The sequence below is a fragment of the Streptomyces sp. NPDC088246 genome (genome assembly GCF_044741025.1).
Taxonomy (GTDB): domain Bacteria; phylum Actinomycetota; class Actinomycetes; order Streptomycetales; family Streptomycetaceae; genus Streptomyces.
The window spans coordinates 554,169-572,772 of record NZ_JBIURV010000001.1; the positions used below are offsets into that span (position 1 = coordinate 554,169).

Below are 18,604 nucleotides of genomic sequence, written 5' to 3' on the forward strand. Positions count from 1 at the left end.
CAGCTGTGCCAGTAGGCTCTGCACGCATGGGAGAGCAGGAAGTGCCTACCGGCCGCGGGAAGCGCCGAATCGGCGTGATGGGCGGGACGTTTGACCCGATTCATCATGGACACCTGGTGGCGGCCAGCGAAGTGGCCGCCCAGTTCCACCTCGACGAGGTGATCTTCGTGCCGACCGGGCAGCCGTGGCAGAAGAGCCACAAGCACGTCTCCCCGGCCGAGGACCGCTATCTGATGACGGTCATCGCGACGGCGTCCAACCCGCAGTTCTCGGTCAGCCGGAGCGACATCGACCGCAGCGGGCCGACGTACACCATCGATACGCTGCGGGACCTGCGCGCGATCCACGGCGACGCGGACCTCTTCTTCATCACCGGCGCCGACGCGCTCTCCCAGATCCTCACCTGGCGGGACGCCGACGAACTGTTCTCCCTCTCCCACTTCATCGGTGTGACGCGGCCGGGGCATGTGCTCGCGGACCCCGGGCTGCCGGAGGGCGGGGTCTCCCTCGTGGAGGTGCCCGCGCTCGCGATCTCGTCCACGGACTGCCGTGAGAGGGTCGCGCAGGGGGAGCCGGTCTGGTACTTGGTGCCGGACGGCGTGGTCCGCTACATCGACAAGCGCCAGCTGTACCGCGGCGAATGAGCCACGCAGAGGGGCCCCGGTGAACGACCGACAGAACCCGTACGACCCGTACTACCAGCAGCCGCAGATCATCGGCTACGACGAGTACGGGCAGCCGGTGTATCAGCAGCCCGGACAGCAGCCGTACGACCCGTATGCGCCTCAGCAGTCCCAGCAGTCCCAGCAGTCCCAGCAGGAGCCGCATCAGGCCGATCAGGGGTACGGATACGACCCGTACGTCCAGCCTCAACAGCCGCAGCCCGCGCATCAGCAGCCCGCGCAGCAGCCGTACGACCCGTACGCCGCCCCCCAGCAGCCCCAACAGCAGGCATACGGCGGCTACGACGGCTATGGCTACGACACCGGCCGGCAGCCCGCCGCGGTCGACACCACCCAGCAGTGGAACATCCCGCAGCAGGCCGCCGCACAGCCATCCCCGCCCGCACCCGCGCCGGCCGGGCAGGAACCCGAGCCCGGGCCCGACTTCGAGGCCGGCCCGGAACCGGCCGTCCCCGGGCAGCGCCGAGCCGACCGCGACTACCGCACGGAGCAGTTCTCCTTCATCGAGGAGCCCGACGAGGACTCCGAAGACGTCATCGACTGGCTGAAATTCACCGAGAGCCGCAGCGAGCGGCGCGAAGAGGCACGGCGTCGCGGCCGCAACCGCATGGTCGCGCTGATAGTCGTGGTGGTCCTGGTGGTGGTCGGCGGTGTCGGCTACCTCTGGTCCGCCGGCAAGATCCCCGGCCTCTCCGGCTCGGAGAAGGACAACACCGCATCGACGGGCCCGCAGCAGCGGGACGTCATCGTGGTCCATCTGCGCAACACCAAGAAGGGCGGCACCTCCACGGCGCTGCTCGTCGACAATGTGACGACCAAACAGGGGACCACGGTCCTGCTCCCCAACTCGCTCGCGGTCGCCAGCGACGAGGGCGTCACGACCACCCTCGGCAAGTCCGTGGAGGACGACGGCACCACGGGCACCCGCGATTCCATCGACACACTGCTCGGCACCAAGATCAGCGGCACGTGGCGGCTCGACACCCCCTATCTGGAGACTCTCGTCGATCTGGTCGGCAGCATCGAGGTCGACACCGACACCGAGGTGCCCGACACGAAGAAGGGCGCCTCCCCCCTGGTGAAGAAGGGTGAGGCGCAGACCCTGAGCGGCCAGATGGCCGTTGCATACGCCACCTACCGGGCACCCGGTGAGGCCGAGGCGAAGCAGCTCATGCGGTTCGGGGAGGTCATGCGGGCCGTTCTGCGGAAGATCTCGGACGACCCGAAGGCCGCCACGGTCACCGTGCAGACGCTGGCGCAGATCCTCGACCCGTCGCTCCCCGAGAAGGATCTCGGTGCCTCGCTGGCCAAGCTCGCCCAGCACGCCAAGGTCGGCGACTACAAGACGGCACTGCTGCCGGTGCAGGCCGACGGCACCCTCACCGACGCGGCCACCGAGAGCGTCGTCAAGGACATCCTGGGCGGCACGGTGAAGGCTCCGGACGCCGGTGCGGCGGTGCGGGTCGGGATCAAGAACGCCACCGGTGACAAGGACGCCACGGAGTCCGCCCAGATCAAACTGGTCAACGGCGGCTATGCCTTCGTCGGCGGCGGAACGGCCGAGACCGCGGCGCTGTCCGAGGTCGTCTACAAGACCGCGGCGGACAAGGACAAGGCGACGCAGGTGGCCAAGACCCTGGGTCTGCCGACGAGCGCGCTCAAGCAGGGCAAGCCCGCCGCGAACGCGGATGTGTCCGTCGTGCTCGGCCAGAACTACGAGATCAAATGACCGGGACCGCACCGCCCGGATGACGGCGATTCGATCTTCGTACATTCGCTGCGTGGGCTGTCGGCGGTCCGTGAGACCCTAGAGGTTGATCTGACCGCCGACGAAAGCCTGCTTGTGACCGCCACGGACCGCTCCATCGAGCTCATCAACGCCGCCGCTCAGGCGGCCGCCGACCGGCTCGCGCACGACATCATCGCGTACGACGTCAGCGACGTGCTGTCGATCACAGACGCCTTCCTGCTGGCTTCGGCCCCCAACGACCGCCAGGTCAAGTCGATCGTCGACGAGATCGAGGAACGGCTCCAGAAGGAACTCGGCGCCAAGCCGGTACGCCGTGAGGGCGACCGCGACGCGCGCTGGATCCTCCTCGACTACGTCGACATCGTCATCCATGTCCAGCACAGCGAGGAGCGGGTCTTCTACGCGCTGGAGCGCCTCTGGAAGGACTGCCCCGAGATCGCGCTCCCCGAGGACGCCGTCAAGACCCGGGGCAAGGCCGCGGAGCACGCCCAGCTCACCGGCAGCACGGAAGGTGAGCAGAGCTGAAAGGCAGCGGAAGCGGCAGGGGCCGCAGGATCGTCCTCTGGCGACACGGCCAGACGGCATGGAATCTGGAGCGCCGGTTCCAGGGCTCCACGGACATCGCACTCACGGAGGCCGGCGTCGGGCAGGCCCAGCGGGCCGCCCGGCTGCTCGCCTCGCTGAAGCCGGCTGCGATCGTCGCCTCCGATCTGCAGCGAGCGGCGGCCACGGCCGCCGAACTCGCCGCGATCACCGGCCTCGAAGTAGCGCATGACGCGGGACTGCGCGAGACCTACGCGGGCGCCTGGCAGGGCCTCACCCACGAGGAGATCGTAGGGCTGTACGGCGAGCAGTACGCCGCATGGAAGCGCGGCGAGCCCGTGCGCCGCGGCGGCGGTGAGCTGGAGACCGAGGTCGCCGACCGGGCCGCCCCGGTCGTACTCGGGCACGCCGAGAAGCTGCCTGACAGCGGCACGCTCGTCGTGGTCAGCCACGGCGGCACCATCCGCACCACCATCGGTCGGCTGCTGGGTCTGGAGGCGCACCACTGGGAAGGGCTCGGCGGGCTCTCCAACTGCTGCTGGTCGGTGCTGGGCGAGGGCGCGCGGGGCTGGCGCCTGCTGGAGCACAATGCCGGCACGCTGCCGGAGCCGGTGCTCGGCGACGACACGTAGGAGCGCCGGGGCCTGGGAGTGCCATGGGCCTGCCTGCGGGGCGGGCCCGGACGGCGCTCGGAGGTCACCTCCGGGCGGCGTCGGCCGGATTTCACTTTCTGGCTGGTCACAGGCTAAAGTTCTTCTTGTTCGCAGCGCGGAAACGCAGGGAAACACGGCGAACAGCGGGGCTATAGCTCAGTTGGTAGAGCGCCTGCATGGCATGCAGGAGGTCAGGAGTTCAATTCTCCTTAGCTCCACAATCGAGATCCCGTCCCCATCAGGGGGCGGGATCTTTGCGTTCCTCCCGACTGCCCGGCCTGGGGTCCCTTCTGACGTCCGACCGCCTTGACCGTGCGCCCGGTCACGCCTCACGCCGCCGCCGCAGCGCCGCCACCTGTTCGCCGCTCTCCTCGTCGGCCGGGGTGTAGGCCACGATCCGGCACTCCGGCAGCCCGTTGACGGACAGCGACACCGAGGTCATCCGTATATCGGTGGCTGCCGCCCAGTGCCGGAAGGTCTTCACCCGCGGTCCCGGCGGGGCGACGTCCCCGCTGCGCCACAGCTCGGCGAAGTACGGGCTGGCGGCCGAGAGCTGTTCGACGAACGACTCCCAGGCGGGCTCGCCCGTATGGCGTCCGTAGGCTCCCCGCAGCGTCGCCACCATGATCGGCAGTTCCTGGGTCCGGTGGACGACGGGACAGGCTTCTTCGGCAACCGTGAACAGCGTCCACAGCACATTGCGTATCCCCGTTTCCGCTATTCCGGGGACGCCGAACAGGTCGCGGTAGGCGGGATTGGTGGCCAGGACGTCGTACCGGGTGTTGTAGACCACGGCGGGGTGCGGATCGAGCGCGTCGATGATGCCCTGGATCTCGGGCCCCACCTCTATCGCGTCGTTCTGTCTGCCCGGGGCGTAGGCCACCTCCGCCAGGTGGTAGAGGTGTTCGCGCTCCGGCGCGTCCAGCCGCAGTGTGCGCGCCACGGCGTCCAGTACCTGCGGTGAGGCGTTGATCGGACGGCCCTGTTCCAGCCAGGTGTACCAGGTGACACCGACGCCGGAGAGCTGCGCGACCTCCTCGCGGCGCAGGCCCGGCGTGCGGCGGCGCAGTCCGGGCGCCATGCCCACATCGGCGGGTGTCACCCGCGCCCGGCGGTTGCGCAGAAAGGCCGCGAGCTCCGGACGCCGCCGGTGTTGCCCCTGCTGATGTGCCGTCACCGTTGTCACGCCCCCATCGTCGGTGTCCCGCACGGGAGTTGCCAGGTGCTGTCAGTACCAGCATCAGTGGGCTCTCGTTACCCGTATCCGACCGGGGTCAGGCTCGATGCCATGACGACGGCCTCAGAGGCGACTCCACGTTCCGTAACCAGTAAAGACACCGCCACTGACAAACGCCCCGGCAGAGTGCTTGCCCTGGTGCTCGCGGCTCAGTTCATGGCGCTGCTCGACATTTTCATCGTCAACGTCGCCGCCCCGACGATCCGGAGCGAACTCGGCGCCTCCGGAGCGGGGTTGCAGCTCATCGTGGCCGGCTACACCATCACGTACGCCGTGCTGCTCATCACCGGTGCCAGGCTCGGCGGTCTGCTCGGACACGGCCGGGCCCATCTGGCCGGACTCGCCGTCTTCACGGCCGCCTCGCTGGCCTGCGGACTCGCCGCCGGAACCGGGCAGTTGATCGCCTTCCGGCTGGCCCAGGGAGCGGGTGCGGCGGTGATGATTCCGCAGGTGCTCAGCCTCATTCAGCGCCACTTCACCGGCGAGGCACGGATTCGGGCGCTCGGTGCCTACAGCGCGGTGCTCGCCACCGGCGCGGCCGCAGGGCAGGTGCTCGGCGGGGTGCTGGTCAGCGCCGATCTGTTCGGCGCGGGCTGGCGGCCGGTTTTCCTGGTGAATGTACCGATCGGGCTGGTTCTGCTGGTGCTCGGCATCCGCGTGCTGCCCGGCGAGCCGCGCACGGAGGGCGCCAGGGCCCAGGCACGCGCCCGCGGACTCGATCTGCCGGGGCTGGTGCTGCTCGCCGCAGCCGTCACGCTGCTCACCGTCCCCCTGGTGCTCGGACAGGAGTTGGACTGGCCGGTCTGGTCCTGGGTCTGCCTGATCGCCTCCGTGGGGTTCTTCGCCGGGTTCGCCGGTTATGAGTCACGGCTGGCCGCGCGCGGTGGTGCGCCCCTGATCGCGCTCAGGGTGCTGCGTATCCCCGGCATGGCGCGGGCGGCGCTGCGCATTCTTGTGGTGATGGCGATCAACGCGGGCTTCCTCTTCACGATGACACTGCACGTCCAGGGTGGTCTGGGCTACTCGGCGCTGCGCGCGGGGCTGATGTTCGCACCGACCGCGCTGGTATTCGGTGCGATCGGGCTGACCTGGCGCCGGTGGCCCGCGAGGCTCCAAGGGGCCCTGGTTCCGGGCGGGTTCGCACTGGTGGCCGTGGGCTCCTCGGCCATCGGGCTGCTGATGCGGGACGGCGGCGACGGCGGGCCCTGGCTGTATGCGGCCTTCGCGATTGTGGGCAGCGGTATGGCGCTGGGCTTCAGTCCCACCCTTACGGGGGCGTTGGCGAAGGTACGTCCGGAAGAAGCGGCTGATGCGAGCGGTGCACTGGTGACCGTCACTCAGCTCGGCCAGCTGATCGGCGTGGCGGCATTCGGCACGCTCTACCTCAACCGCCTTGATACGCCAGGGGCGCAGGGGTCGGGGCATGCCCTGTGGGCATGCGCTCTCGCACTGTCGGTGGCCGCGATCGCAGGCGCGTCGGTGGGTCTCGTGCGGCGTCGGTGACCGGCCGGATGTCCGGCGGGCTGACCCCCTTGCGGCGTCATGGCAGAATCGGACCGCCGGAGGGGGCGACGGACCGAACGGGAGGGAGCGCGCGATGCCTGCGAGCCGCGACGAGGTCCCGGACCTGCTCCTTGTCCCCGAACGCCGCGTCCGCGCCGGTCGTCCTGCTGGTGATCCGTCCCATGCGGTCCACGTGCTCGGCGGGAACGGCGGAGTCTCCTGCGTGTGTACCGCCCGCGGCCAAAGCCGGAGCTGACCCATGGGTGCACACAGGCGGAAGTGCGACTGGTGCGGCAGCGGTACGCCCATCGTCAGGGACATGGATCCGATCAATCCGGAGTACCAGTACTGGTGCGAGGAGTGTGCGCGGGCGCTGATCATAAAGGGCGACCCGATCGAGACCTACCGGGAGCTGGAAGGGGAGCCGATCTACGGGCGGCTGCTGGAGGAGCACTGCACGCTCAAGCGCTTCTACTCCTTCGCCACCGCGTGAACCGCCTCGCCATCACTTGACGAAGATGCCGCAAATTCGGTCAAAGCCGTGCAGGCGGGAAACGATTTGGTGGAGTGGCGGGGTCACCGGTAATGTTCTCGATGTCGCCACGGGGAACCGGGCGGCACACAGCACGGGGCTATAGCTCAGTTGGTAGAGCGCCTGCATGGCATGCAGGAGGTCAGGAGTTCAATTCTCCTTAGCTCCACAGTGGAGAAATGAGAAGCGGGTCATCCTCACAGGGTGACCCGCTTCTCGTGTTCGTACGTCAATTGCGGCCGCTGCCAAGGGCCTTCCGGCCGATGGCCGGCAGCAGCGCGGGGCGTTCCGCCGCCTCCTCTCGAAGCGGAGCGCCAGCGCGGGACACCGGCGCACTGCGCGCTGTGCGCGCCCCTCAGATGCATCGGAACCGCTGCGTCCGCGAGCGCCGGGTAACCGTCGGGGCCCAGCCCGATCAACTCAGGGACGATGTCCGCCAGAGCCCGTGGCCCTGGCGGAGCGTCCAGTCCACCGCCAGCCGCCCACCACTCGGAATGGACTCCTCCAGGCCTTGCCGGCCAGGCGCGGGCAGGGGCAGGGGTAGGACCCCGAGCGTCTCGCGGCCGCAGCCGCTGTCCAGGACATGTGCCGCCAGGTCGTCCGTGAAGGCGGACAGCGTCGAGGTCAGAATGCGCGCCGAGCCGTCCGGATGCTTGCATGCGCCCCGGCCCCTCACTGTCCGGGTCACTTCACGCAGCGCCTCCCGGGCCGCGGGCCCGACGCCGTTCGGCACGTCGGACAGCCCGCCGCGGCCGGCAGCCCCAGTTTGCACGGACCGCACTGGCCCGCAGTCTCGGCGGCGAGCCAGTTCGTCACCCGCAGGGACTCGCCGAGCGGGCAGCTCTCGGGCCTGATCGGCAGGATCGCTCCCGCTCCCAGCGCGCCGCCGGCGCGTCCAGGGACTCCCGGGACACCACGGCGTCGTGCGAGGCCATCCACGACCCAGGCCGCGGCGGTCGGCCCGCGTACAGGCCGTGTACCAATGCCGCGCACCACGCCGGGTAGCACAGCGCATGCAGAGCACGCCAGCGGCCCGCGATCCTGCTGGGGGCCGCAAAGGCGCTGCGCAGTGCGCCGGTCGCGGCGGCGACCACCGTCAACAGTCCGGCCAGCGAGCCGAAGCCGATCAGTCCCGCTGTCCCGTGCACACCGAGGCCGAACGGTATGAGCGCGCCGGTCAGCGCCACATGCCCGAGCGCGACCTTCACGGCGACATGGAGCGGCAGGAAGCAGAGCGAGGCAGCGGCAGCGGCCCGGTGCACGCCCTGAGCGAGCAGCCGCTGCCGCGAGGAGAGGAACAGCCGGTCGGTGGCCAGCAGACCCCAGCCCACCGCGGCGGTGAGCGAGACCAGTGTGGGGACGCCGCTCGTGAAGTCGAGTGCGGCGCGCAAGTCGTCGCTCCCCGTGACGGCGAGCAGGGGGATGAGCACCAGCACGGCGACGGTCGGTCCGGCCTGCATGGGGCGGCTCATGCCCGGGCTCATGGTGGGGGATGAGCGGATCTTGCGATGAGGGTTCAGGGGGGCGACTCCGGATAGTTCGGCAAAGCGGTCCCCTTGCGGCATGCTAAGTCGCTCCATACCGGCCAGTACGGGCTTTGATCGGTTGCCCCGGTACAGGGCGGTACGCGGAGTGACCCCCGGCTTCCCGGACGTTCCGTCGTGCGGCCGCTCCCCCGTCCCGTCCACGGACCGGCCGCGCCCGGACCGGTTCCGGGCCCGTGCGGTACCCTGACGCCATGCGTGCCGTACGCCTTCTGCTTAGCGAGCCGCGCTGATCAGTCCCGACCGGTGAGAATGCCTGGTCGGAATCGGCGCGGCGTCCCCTCCTGTGCGAGGGGATTTTTCGTTTCCGTAGACGCGTTTCCGTAGACGTGGGCGCCGGCAGATGACGATCGATGGAGCTTTGAGGATCATGAGCGAGACGAATTCCGCAGCCGAGACGGCTGCGCCGCACCGCTACACGGCGGCGATGGCCGCCGACATCGAGGCACGCTGGCAGGACTTCTGGGACGCCGAGGGCACGTACGAGGCGCCGAATCCGACCGGTGACCTGGCGGGCAATCCGGAACTGGCCGCCAAGCCGAAGAAGTTCATCATGGACATGTTCCCGTACCCCTCGGGTGCGGGCCTGCACGTCGGTCACCCGCTGGGCTACATCGCCACCGATGTCTTCGCCCGCCACCAGCGGATGACCGGGCACAACGTGCTGCACACCCTGGGCTTCGATGCCTTCGGCCTGCCCGCGGAGCAGTACGCCGTACAGACCGGCACGCACCCGCGGGTCTCCACCGAGGCCAACATCGAGAACATGACTGCCCAGCTGCGCCGGCTGGGCCTGGGCCACGACAAGCGCCGCTCGTTCGCCACGATCGAGTCGGAGTACTACAAGTGGACGCAGTGGATCTTCCTGCAGATCTTCAACTCCTGGTACGACACCGAGGCCGACCGGGCCCGCCCGGTCGCCGAGCTGGTCGCGCAGTTCGAGAGCGGTTCGCGTCCCACCCCGGACGGCCGTGACTGGAGCGTACTGAGCGCCACCGAGCGCGCGGACGTCCTGGGCGAGTACCGCCTGGCGTACGCATCCGACGCGCCGGTCAACTGGTCGCCGGGCCTGGGCACCGTACTGGCCAATGAAGAGGTGACGGCCGACGGCCGCTCCGAGCGGGGCAACTTCCCCGTCTTCAAGGCCAAGCTGCGCCAGTGGAACATGCGCATCACCGCCTACGCCGACCGGCTGCTGAACGACCTGGACGGGCTGGACTGGCCCGAGGCCATCAAGCTGCAGCAGCGCAACTGGATCGGGCGTTCCGAAGGCGCACGCGTCGACTTCCCGGTCGACGGTGCGGGCGGCATCACCGTCTTCACCACTCGCCAGGACACCCTGTTCGGTGCCACCTACATGGTGCTGGCGCCCGAGCACGAGCTGGTCGAGCGGATCATTCCGGCTGCCTGGCCCGAGGGCACCCACCCGGTGTGGACCGGCGGGCACGCGTCCCCGGCCGAGGCCGTCACCGCGTACCGCAAGCTGGCCGCCGCCAAGTCCGACGTGGAGCGCCAGGCCGAGGCCAAGGACAAGACCGGTGTCTTCACCGGTGCGTACGCGACCAACCCGGTCAGCGGCGAGAAGGTGCCCGTCTTCATCGCCGACTACGTCCTGATGGGTTACGGCACCGGCGCGATCATGGCCGTACCAGCGCACGATGCGCGCGACTTCGCCTTCGCGCGCGCCTTCGAGCTGCCGATGCGCTGTGTCGTCGAGCCGTCGGACGACCGAGGCACGGACCCCTCGACTTGGGACGACGCCTTCGCCTCGTACGAAGCGAAGCTGGTCAACTCCGCCAATGACGAGATCTCGCTGGACGGTCTGGGCGTCGTCGACGCCAAGGCGAAGATCACCGAGTGGCTGAAGGCGCACGGCGTCGGTGAGGGCACCGTCAACTTCCGGCTGCGCGACTGGCTGTTCAGCCGCCAGCGCTACTGGGGCGAGCCCTTCCCGATCGTCTACGACGAGGACGGCATCGCCCACCCGCTGCCCGAGTCGATGCTGCCCCTGGAACTGCCGGAGGTCGACGACTACTCGCCGCGCACCTTCGACCCCGAGGACGCCGACACCCAGCCCGAGACCCCGCTGTCCCGGAACGCCGACTGGGTCAACGTCACCCTGGACCTGGGCGACGGCAACGGCCCGAAGAAGTACCGCCGCGAGACCAACACCATGCCCAACTGGGCGGGCTCCTGCTGGTACGAACTGCGCTACCTGGACCCGAACAACGACCGGCAGCTGGTCGACCCGGCGATCGAGCAGTACTGGATGGGCCCGCGCGAGGGGCAGCCGACCGGTGGTGTCGACCTGTACGTCGGCGGCGCCGAGCACGCCGTACTGCACCTGCTGTACGCCCGTTTCTGGTCCAAGGTGCTGCACGACCTGGGGTACATCTCGTCCGCCGAGCCGTTCCACAAGCTGTACAACCAGGGCATGATCCAGGCGTTCGTCTACCGGGACAGCCGCGGCATCGCGGTCCCGGCGGCCGAGGTCGAGGAGCGGGACGGAAAGTTCTACTACCAGGGCGAAAAGGTCAGCCGCGTCCTGGGCAAGATGGGTAAGTCCCTGAAGAACGCCGTCACGCCGGACGAGATCTGCGCCGAGTACGGTGCCGACACGCTGCGCCTGTACGAGATGGCGATGGGCCCCCTGGACGTGTCGCGGCCGTGGGACACGCGTGCTGTCGTCGGTCAGTACCGGCTGCTGCAGCGGCTGTGGCGCAACGTCGTGGACGAGGAGACCGGTGAGGTCACCGTCGTCGACACGGAGCCGGGCGAGGAGACGCTGCGGGCGCTGCACAAGGCGATCGACGGGGTCGGCCAGGACATGGCCGGCATGCGCTTCAACACGGCCATCGCCAAGGTCACCGAGCTGAACAACCACCTGACCAAGGCGGGCGGCCCGCTGTCCCGGAGCGTCGCCGAGTCGCTGGTGCTGCTGGTGGCGCCGCTGGCGCCGCACATCGCGGAGGAGCTGTGGCGCCGACTGGGCCACACCGAGTCGGTCGTGCACCAGGACTTCCCGGTCGCCGACCCGGCGTACGTCGTGGACGAGACCGTGACCTGCGTCGTGCAGGTCAAGGGCAAGGTCAAGGCTCGCCTGGAGATCTCCCCGTCGATCGCGGACGAGGAGCTGGAAGCACTGGCCCTGGCCGACCCGGCCGTGGTCGCGGCGCTGGACGGTGCGGGCATCCGCAAGGTGATCGTGCGCGCGCCGAAGCTGGTCAATATCGTCCCGGCGTGACGCCGCTGATCGTTCCGCGCGAGGGTGCTCATCGTCCCCGCGTGACGGTCGTCGCGTAACCGTTGAATGCTGTACGGCGGTGTGGGGGCCTTCCCCTACGGGCAGGTTGGGGGTTCCGAAGGAACCCGCGGCCTGCCCTTTCCGTTTACGGTGGAGGGGCCGGCACCCGGCAGCCGAAACGATATCCGAGGGGCGCTCATGGAAGCCGTGATCCTGATTCTGGGGTTGCTCTTTTTCGCCTTCATGGCCCTGGGCGTGTACGTGGGCGTCAAGGCCATCGGTGCGGCGAAGCGAGGTGTCGACCGTACGATCACCCAGGCGCGCAGAACCGTCGAGGACACCACGCTGCGGGCGAAGAGCTATGGCCAGGCGGGTGTGGGAGGAGAACTGGCACAGCTGCGGCTCGCGCTGCGCACATCCATGCGGGCCACGCAGGAGGCGTTGCAGTCGGGAGTTGCCGAGGACGCCTCGCTCTCGGAGTCACTGGGCCTCTTCCAGCGGCTGAGTGTGCACGGGCACGAGCTGGACGACGAGCTGAAGAAACTGGAGCGCGAGCCCGACCGGGCGACGGCCGCCTCGCTGCTGCCGGGACTGAAGCAGCGTACGGAGCGGATCACGCACTCTGCGGATTCGCTGCGGTGGGCCGTGCGGGACCGGGCGCGGCAGTTCGCCGACGACGATCTGGACGCGCTGAATGCGCAGATCGATGTGGAGGCCGGGGCGCTGCGCCACTGGACGGTGGAGCCGGACGAGCCGGTTCGCAGGCAGGGGAAGCCGCAGGGCGACGGGCGCGACCAGAGGCAGCGGCAAGGTCAGGGGGGTGGGCCGGCCGATGATGTGGCACAGGCGATCACGGCTCCGGATCCGCGACGGCAGACCGAATACCCGTGGCAGAAGGCAGCTCGGCCCGAAACGACGAACTGATAGGCGTTCGATGACCGGCGGCGCGGCGTTCGATGACCGGCGGTGACAGGAAGCGGTCCGAAGCGATCGGGAGCGATCATTCGGTCGGGGTCGGACTGCCGAGCCGCAGACTCGCCAGGTAACCTCCCGCTCATGTCCCGCCATGTCGCGATCGTCACCGATTCCACGGCCTACCTGCCGCCCGAGGCGATGGAGCGGCACGGCATCACCGCGGTGCCGCTGACCGTCGTCCTCGGTGATCAGGCTCTGGAGGACGGCACCGAGATCTCGGCCCGTTCCCTTGCGGTGGCACTCCAGAAGCGTCGCCCCGTGACGACTTCCCGGCCCAGCCCGGAGGTCTTCGCCGCCGCATACCGGGCGGTGGCCGGGACCGGAGCCACCGGCATCGTCTCGCTGCACCTCTCGGCCGAGATCTCGGGTACGTACGACGCGGCTCTGCTCGCGGCGAAGGACGCACCGGTTCCGGTGCGGGTGGTGGACACCGGGATGGTCGCCATGGCCCTCGGATTCTGCGCCCTGGCGGCGGCGGAGACGGCAGAGGCGGGCGGCAGCCTGGACGAGGCGGTCGCAGCCGCGGAGAAGCGGGCAGCGGGCACCTCCGCGTACTTCTACGTCGACACGCTGGACTATCTGCGCCGCGGCGGTCGTATCGGTGCCGCGCAGGCTCTGCTGGGATCGGCGCTCGCCGTGAAGCCGCTGCTCCAGCTGGACGGCGGCCGTATCGAACTGCTGGAGAAGGTACGGACGGCCTCGAAGGCGATCGCGCGTCTGGAGGAGATCGTCGCGGAACGGGCGGGCAGCAGCCGGGTGGACATCGCCGTGCATCACCTGGCGGCACCCGAGCGGGCCGAGCGGCTCGCCGAGCGGCTGCGTGAGCGGGTGCCGGGTCTGGTCGATCTGCACGTCAGCGAGGTAGGCGCGGTGATCGGCGCGCACACCGGGCCCGGTCTGCTCGGGGCAGTGGTTTCGCCACGCTGAAGCCGGTTTGCCGACGTCACCCCTCGGGGGGGTCGAGTTATCCACAACTGGTAGGTTGTCCACCGAAATTGGACCTGCTCAGCGGGTTCGGACGGATGTGCCTACCGTCGTGAGGCATGGCTCCCCGATCACATCGTGCAACCAGCGGAAGCGGAAGCGGCCCCGGCCGCGCCCCGGCCTCGGACGGGCGCGCCCGTGGCGGTCCCGGCCTCGGACCCGGACGGCGACAGTCGTCGCGCGGGCGTGCTGACGTCGTAGCGGCGGCTTCGCGCCGTCGGGCGGACGCCCTCATGGGAGGTGCGTACGGCGGACGGGTCGCGCGGCCTGTGCTGGGGGTGGCTTCGGCTCCCGCTCAGGTCTCGGCCCCGAGCCCGCCCTCGACGCCAAGTGCCGCTCCGGCTAACGCTCCTGCGCCGGCCCCGGCCCCGCTTTCGCCCTCGACCCCGACCCCGGCGCAGGTCTCCAGGGTGACGGGGCGATGGGAGAGGCTGGTTCCGGCACTACGGGAGCGGATTCCGGTGTGGCTGCAGCTCAGATGTGGTTTGGAGCCAAGAACCCTTGCCGCACTGGCCGTTGTGCTGATCGCGGCCGCAGTCTTCGCCGCGGCGCATTTCTGGTCTGCGCGCCCCCACTCCGTACGTGCTCCTGATCCGATCAACGAGGCCGCGCACGCCAGGACTTCGGGCCCGGTGACGGATGGTGCCGGAGTGTCCGAGCCGTCACCGGGGCCGCCACCGACGACGGGGCCGGGCGGGCACATCGTGGTCGATGTGAGCGGGAAGGTGCGAATGCCGGGAATCCATCAACTGCCTTCCGGTGCAAGGGTCGCCGATGCGCTGCGTGCGGCGGGCGGAGCCCGGCCGGGTGTCGACCTCACCGGGATCAACCGGGCGCGGGTGCTCATGGACGGGGAACAGATCGTGGTGGGCGCCCCGCCCGGTCCTCCTGTCGCCGGCAGTGCGGGAGGAGCCGCTCCGGGCGGCAGCGGCAGCCCCACGACCGGACCGGTCAGCCTCAATCGCGCGACCGTCGAACAACTGGACACCCTGCCTGGTGTCGGCCCGGTTCTCGCCCAGCACATCGTCGACTACCGCACACAGCACGGCGGTTTCCGTTCCGTCGATGAGCTCCGCGAGGTCAACGGGATCGGTGACCGCCGGTTCGCCGACCTCCAACCGCTGGTGGGGCCATGAGCCCCCCGGACGTCCATGCGGCGTCGGGCCGGAGGCTGGGTGTCTCCGACCCGCGGCAGGAGGGCCCGGTCGACCTCCGGCTGGTCCCGCCGGCCATGGCGGCCTGGGCCGGAGCGGCGCTCGCGCTGAGTGCGCCGGGGCGGTGGACGACGGCGGGCGTAATGCTCTGCATCGGCGCAGCCATGGTGCTCCTGGCGATGTCGGGAGTATCGGCGGCCCGTGCGAGGTGCAGGCTGTCGGCCGACGCCATGGGAGGGGCGACGGACGACGGGAGCGCGGTGCGCCACCGGCGGCCGCCGCACACCACCGCGACCGCCACTGCTGCGGCGCTGCTCTGTGCGGCGGCCGGGGCTGCGTCGGCCGGGTTGCACGGCGCGGACGTACGGCAGGGGCCGGTTCATGGGCTGGCCCAGCGGTTCGCGAGGGTCGAGGCGGAGGTGACGGTGACGTCCGACGCCCGGCAGACCCGGCCCCGGGTGAGAGGCGACCACAGCACGCCCGCCTCGCTCCTCATGGACGCCGAGATCACGCGGCTGACCGGACCCGACGGTGCGGTCACCCGGTTGCGTACGCCGGTACTGCTGATCGTCTCGCCCGGCGGAGCGATGGCCCGGTGGCAGCAGTTGCTTCCTTCCGCGCAACTGCACATCGGCGGCCGACTGGCGCCGCCGATGCACGAAGGGGAGCGCAACGCCGCCGTACTGCGGCCCGAGGGCAAAGGCCCGCCCCGCATCACCGGGCCACCTTCCTTTCTCCAGCGCACGGCGGGCGCTCTGCGTGGTGGTCTGCGGCAGGCGACCGAGCGGCTGGATCCCGATGCGCGGGCGCTTGTGCCGGGCCTCGTGGTCGGCGACACCTCACGGGTCACCCCCGAACTGCACGATGCCTTCCAGGCGGCCGACCTCACCCACCTGATGGCGGTCTCCGGTGCCAACCTGGCGATCCTGCTCGTCATCCTGATCGGACCGCCGGGCACAGCGTCGCGCGTCGAACGGCGCGGTCTGGCGCCCCGGTTGGGGATCTCGCTGAGAATGACGGCCTTGCTCGGCGGCGGGCTCACACTCGCCTTCGTCATCGTCTGCCGACCCGAGCCGAGCGTACTGCGGTCCGCGGCCTGCGGACTGATCACCCTGCTCGCCATCGGCACGGGGCGCCGCAGATCACTGATCCCCGCGCTGGCCGCCGCGGTTCTGCTGCTGGTGCTGTACGACCCGTGGATGGCGCGCAGTTACGGCTTCGTCCTCTCCGTCCTGGCCACCGGCGCCCTGCTCACCATCGCCCCGAAGTGGAGCGACGCGCTGCGACGGCGCCGGGTTCCGCCCAGGCTCGCCGAGGCACTGGCCGCGGCCGCCGCGGCGCAGGCGGTGTGCGCACCGGTCGTCGTGCTGCTCGCCTCCCGGGTCAGCCTGGTGGCGATCCCGTGCAATCTGCTGGCCGAGTTCGCGGTGGCGCCGGCCACGGTCCTCGGGTTCGCCGCGCTCGCCCTGGCGCCGGTGGCCATGCCGGTGGCAGAGCTGCTCGCCCGGATCGCGGGTTGGCCGACCGGGTGGATCGCCTCGGTGGCCCGCACCGGGGCGGCCCTGCCCGGGGCGGAGATCGACTGGCCCGACGGCGGGAAGGGCGCGCTGCTGCTCACCGCGCTGACAGCTCTGGTGGTGCTGTTCGCCCGTCGTATCGTGCGCCACCCCTGGGTCTGTTCGGCCGCCGCGCTGCTGCTGATCCTTGCGGTGCTGCGCCCGGTGCCGCTCACCCGGGTACTGACTGGATGGCCGCCGCCGGACTGGGTGTTCGCGATGTGCGACGTGGGGCAGGGCGACGCCCTGGTGCTGGCCGCGGGGGACGGCACGGGTGTGGTCGTCGACACCGGTCCCGATCCCCGGCTCGCCGACCGGTGCCTGCGCGACCTGGGCATCACCGAGGTACCGCTCCTGGTCCTCACGCACTTCCACGCGGACCATGTACGGGGGCTGCCCGGTGTGCTGCGGGGCAGAGCGGTGGGGGCGATTCAGACGACGAGCCTGGACGAACCGTCGGACCAGGTCGCGTTCGTACGGAGAACGGCTGCCGCGTCGGGCATCCCCCTGGTGCGGGCCGTCCCCGGTGAACGCCGCCGGATCGGGGCGCTCGACTGGCGGGTCCTCTGGCCGGCAGGCGGCACGGGGGCGGGCGGTGCATCGGCGGTCCCGGGGGCCGGGCCCGTACCGCAGGAGCCGAATGACGCCAGTGTCACCCTGTACGTCCGGTCCGGCGGGCTGACCCTGTTGCTCCTGGGCGACCTCGAACCTCCGGCCCAGCAGGGGCTGTTGCGCAGATATCCCGCGCTGCCACGGGTGGACGTTCTCAAGGTCGCCCATCACGGCTCCGCCCACCAGGACCCCGCTCTGCTGCGCAGCGCGTACCCGAGACTCGCCCTGGTGAGCGTGGGCAGGGACAACCCGTACGGTCACCCGGCCGCGCGCACCGTCGATGCGCTCAGAGCCGGCGGCGCGGTGGTGCTGCGTACGGACACCGACGGCGCGATCGCCGTGACGGGTGCAGGGCGGGGGCTGCGGGCGGTGGGTCAGCCATGAGCACTGTCCGAATGAGTGACGTGCACAGAATGCGACTGAGTGATGCGCACAGAATGAGTGGCGCGCACAGGTGGAGCAGTCAATTCGGACCTTCGGTAACACCTCTACCCAAGCCCTTGCGAGCTGCTCTGTTTGCCTCGAACGCCACAATGGTGATCGAATGCATGCTCGTCGGTGGGCCGCTGCTCCGACGAGGACGTCCAGCCGTCAGGCCCCAAGGTGAATCGCCCCCGGGGGTAGGTAGAAGATGTTCGGCCGTTGGCTGGGAAGCAGGGGAGCGACGGGTGTCGCGCGGGGCAACGCCCTCACGGGACTTGAGGTGCCGCGCACTGCGGGAGTGCTCAGTTGCCGAGTGCTCGACCCCGTCAACGAGATCGTGCAGCAAGCCGAGTTCGTGGTCACGGACAGAGTGGGCCGCAAGGTCTTCGGGGGTGAGACGGACCCGTACGGCAATGTCCTTGCCACCGTCCCGGCCGGCGAATACCGGCTGGCCGTCACGGCTGAGGGCTTCACCCCGTTCCACGGCGCGGCCACGGTCGTCGAGGGAGGCCATGCGAGCCTCGGCGATGTGACCCTGCAACTGTCCGCGCCCCCGCAGCTGCCCGACCCCGGCGAGTGGGAGGTCGAACCGATGCACTCGCAGATCGGCTTCACGGCCCGGCACATCGGCATGGCGCGCATCCACGGCCGGTTCAACACCTTCGCCGGTGCTGTCCGGATCGCCGACCGCATGGAGAAATCGGCCATGCACGTGATCATCGATGCCGCGTCGATCGACACGAATGTCCAGATGCGCGACGACCATCTGCGCTCCAGCGACTTCCTCGACGTCGGGCGCTATCCGACGCTGGAGTTCTACAGCGATCGCTTCGTCCACCGCGGCGGCACCCGCTGGGGTGTGACCGGAGCGCTCACACTGCATGGCGTCAGCCGTACGGTCACGCTGGACACCCAGTACCTCGGCGTGGGCAACGGCTTGGAGGGCGAGACCCGCGCCGCCTGCCGGGCCACCACGGAGCTGCACCGCGAGGACTTCACCCTCACCTGGCAGACCATGCTGGCCCGCGGCATCGCGGCCGTCGGCTCCAGCATCTCCATCGACATGGACATCCAGATCGTCCCCAAGGGCTGAGCCCCTGGGTGCCTCGGCGCCCTTCTAGGCCCGGACTTCGCGGGTCGTTGATTCGTATGGCGTGACCGTTCCGGGGGTGTCCCGGGCCGGTGTTGTGGCGTTGGGTGGGGTGTGTCGA

Annotated in this window: 13 protein-coding genes, 2 tRNA genes and 1 pseudogene; 14 read left to right on the plus strand and 2 right to left on the minus strand. The window is 70.0% G+C overall.

Annotated features, from left to right (window positions below; all coding sequences use genetic code 11):
- Nucleotides 1–26 precede the first annotated feature (26 nt).
- From nadD to ACIPEK_RS02495, 5 genes are all read left to right on the plus strand, one after another.
- The gene (gene nadD / locus ACIPEK_RS02475) at nucleotides 27–644 is read left to right on the plus strand and encodes a nicotinate-nucleotide adenylyltransferase (protein ID WP_093897071.1); all 618 of its coding nucleotides are present in this window, start codon (nucleotides 27–29) and stop codon (nucleotides 642–644) included.
- 19 nt (nucleotides 645–663) lie between these two features.
- Complete coding sequence (locus ACIPEK_RS02480) at nucleotides 664–2,412, plus strand: LCP family protein (protein WP_401989753.1); 1,749 nt, start codon at nucleotides 664–666, stop codon at nucleotides 2,410–2,412.
- Between the two features lie 114 nt (nucleotides 2,413–2,526).
- Entirely contained in the window at nucleotides 2,527–2,958 is a 432-nt protein-coding gene (gene rsfS, locus ACIPEK_RS02485; protein ID WP_266361561.1) for a ribosome silencing factor, read from the plus strand.
- A complete protein-coding gene (locus tag ACIPEK_RS02490; RefSeq protein ID WP_383070375.1) occupies nucleotides 2,955–3,608 on the plus strand; it encodes a histidine phosphatase family protein in 654 nt (217 codons plus the stop codon). Before rsfS ends, ACIPEK_RS02490 begins: the two co-directional genes overlap by 4 nt.
- 166 nt (nucleotides 3,609–3,774) lie before the next feature.
- Nucleotides 3,775–3,847, plus strand: a tRNA-Ala gene (locus ACIPEK_RS02495).
- 104 nt (nucleotides 3,848–3,951) lie between these two features.
- Here the strand turns inward: ACIPEK_RS02495 and ACIPEK_RS02500 are convergent.
- Nucleotides 3,952–4,815 carry a helix-turn-helix transcriptional regulator gene (locus tag ACIPEK_RS02500; RefSeq protein ID WP_401989755.1) on the minus strand — a complete coding sequence of 288 codons (864 nt, stop codon included), beginning with the start codon at nucleotides 4,813–4,815 and terminating at the stop codon, nucleotides 3,952–3,954.
- Between the two features lie 102 nt (nucleotides 4,816–4,917).
- Between ACIPEK_RS02500 and ACIPEK_RS02505 the strand changes: the two genes are divergently transcribed.
- The 3 genes from ACIPEK_RS02505 to ACIPEK_RS02515 all read left to right on the plus strand — a co-directional run bounded on the left by ACIPEK_RS02505 (nucleotide 4,918) and on the right by ACIPEK_RS02515 (nucleotide 7,070).
- On the plus strand, nucleotides 4,918–6,369 hold the full coding sequence (locus ACIPEK_RS02505; protein ID WP_401989757.1) for an MFS transporter: 1,452 nt from the start codon (nucleotides 4,918–4,920) through the stop codon (nucleotides 6,367–6,369).
- A 259-nt stretch (nucleotides 6,370–6,628) separates the two neighbouring features.
- Nucleotides 6,629–6,862 carry a hypothetical protein gene (locus ACIPEK_RS02510; protein ID WP_015608461.1) on the plus strand — a complete coding sequence of 78 codons (234 nt, stop codon included), beginning with the start codon at nucleotides 6,629–6,631 and terminating at the stop codon, nucleotides 6,860–6,862.
- Between the two features lie 135 nt (nucleotides 6,863–6,997).
- Nucleotides 6,998–7,070: transfer RNA gene (locus ACIPEK_RS02515), tRNA-Ala, on the plus strand.
- Between the two features lie 60 nt (nucleotides 7,071–7,130).
- On the opposite strand, the pseudogene ACIPEK_RS02520 reads toward ACIPEK_RS02515, so the two are convergent.
- A pseudogene (locus tag ACIPEK_RS02520) lies at nucleotides 7,131–8,373 on the minus strand (NADH-ubiquinone oxidoreductase-F iron-sulfur binding region domain-containing protein).
- A 442-nt stretch (nucleotides 8,374–8,815) separates the two neighbouring features.
- Between ACIPEK_RS02520 and leuS the strand changes: the two are divergent.
- From leuS to ACIPEK_RS02550, 6 genes are all read left to right on the plus strand, one after another.
- The gene (gene leuS / locus ACIPEK_RS02525; RefSeq protein ID WP_383070349.1) at nucleotides 8,816–11,689 is read left to right on the plus strand and encodes a leucine--tRNA ligase; all 2,874 of its coding nucleotides are present in this window, start codon (nucleotides 8,816–8,818) and stop codon (nucleotides 11,687–11,689) included.
- Between the two features lie 198 nt (nucleotides 11,690–11,887).
- Nucleotides 11,888–12,613 carry a hypothetical protein gene (locus ACIPEK_RS02530; RefSeq protein ID WP_383070347.1) on the plus strand — a complete coding sequence of 242 codons (726 nt, stop codon included), beginning with the start codon at nucleotides 11,888–11,890 and terminating at the stop codon, nucleotides 12,611–12,613.
- A 132-nt stretch (nucleotides 12,614–12,745) separates the two neighbouring features.
- The gene (locus tag ACIPEK_RS02535) at nucleotides 12,746–13,591 is read left to right on the plus strand and encodes a DegV family protein (RefSeq protein WP_383070345.1); all 846 of its coding nucleotides are present in this window, start codon (nucleotides 12,746–12,748) and stop codon (nucleotides 13,589–13,591) included.
- A gap of 542 nt (nucleotides 13,592–14,133) precedes the next feature.
- A complete protein-coding gene (locus ACIPEK_RS02540; RefSeq protein WP_401989760.1) occupies nucleotides 14,134–14,784 on the plus strand; it encodes a helix-hairpin-helix domain-containing protein in 651 nt (216 codons plus the stop codon).
- Entirely contained in the window at nucleotides 14,781–17,354 is a 2,574-nt protein-coding gene (locus ACIPEK_RS02545; RefSeq protein ID WP_401989762.1) for a ComEC/Rec2 family competence protein, read from the plus strand. The genes ACIPEK_RS02540 and ACIPEK_RS02545 overlap by 4 nt, the downstream gene beginning before the upstream one ends.
- Before the next feature lie 247 nt (nucleotides 17,355–17,601).
- On the plus strand, nucleotides 17,602–18,486 hold the full coding sequence (locus ACIPEK_RS02550; protein WP_383070339.1) for a YceI family protein: 885 nt from the start codon (nucleotides 17,602–17,604) through the stop codon (nucleotides 18,484–18,486).
- The last annotated feature ends 118 nt before the right edge of the window (nucleotides 18,487–18,604 follow it).

Coding starts and splice junctions, on each gene's coding strand:
- ACIPEK_RS02545 (WP_401989762.1), top strand. CDS start 14,781: ATGAGCCCCCCGGACGTCCATGCGGCGTCGGGCCGGAGGCTGGGTGTC.
- ACIPEK_RS02510 (WP_015608461.1), top strand. CDS start 6,629: ATGGGTGCACACAGGCGGAAGTGCGACTGGTGCGGCAGCGGTACGCCC.
- ACIPEK_RS02530 (WP_383070347.1), top strand. CDS start 11,888: ATGGAAGCCGTGATCCTGATTCTGGGGTTGCTCTTTTTCGCCTTCATG.
- nadD (WP_093897071.1), top strand. CDS start 27: ATGGGAGAGCAGGAAGTGCCTACCGGCCGCGGGAAGCGCCGAATCGGC.
- ACIPEK_RS02550 (WP_383070339.1), top strand. CDS start 17,602: ATGTTCGGCCGTTGGCTGGGAAGCAGGGGAGCGACGGGTGTCGCGCGG.
- leuS (WP_383070349.1), top strand. CDS start 8,816: ATGAGCGAGACGAATTCCGCAGCCGAGACGGCTGCGCCGCACCGCTAC.
- ACIPEK_RS02535 (WP_383070345.1), top strand. CDS start 12,746: ATGTCCCGCCATGTCGCGATCGTCACCGATTCCACGGCCTACCTGCCG.
- ACIPEK_RS02505 (WP_401989757.1), top strand. CDS start 4,918: ATGACGACGGCCTCAGAGGCGACTCCACGTTCCGTAACCAGTAAAGAC.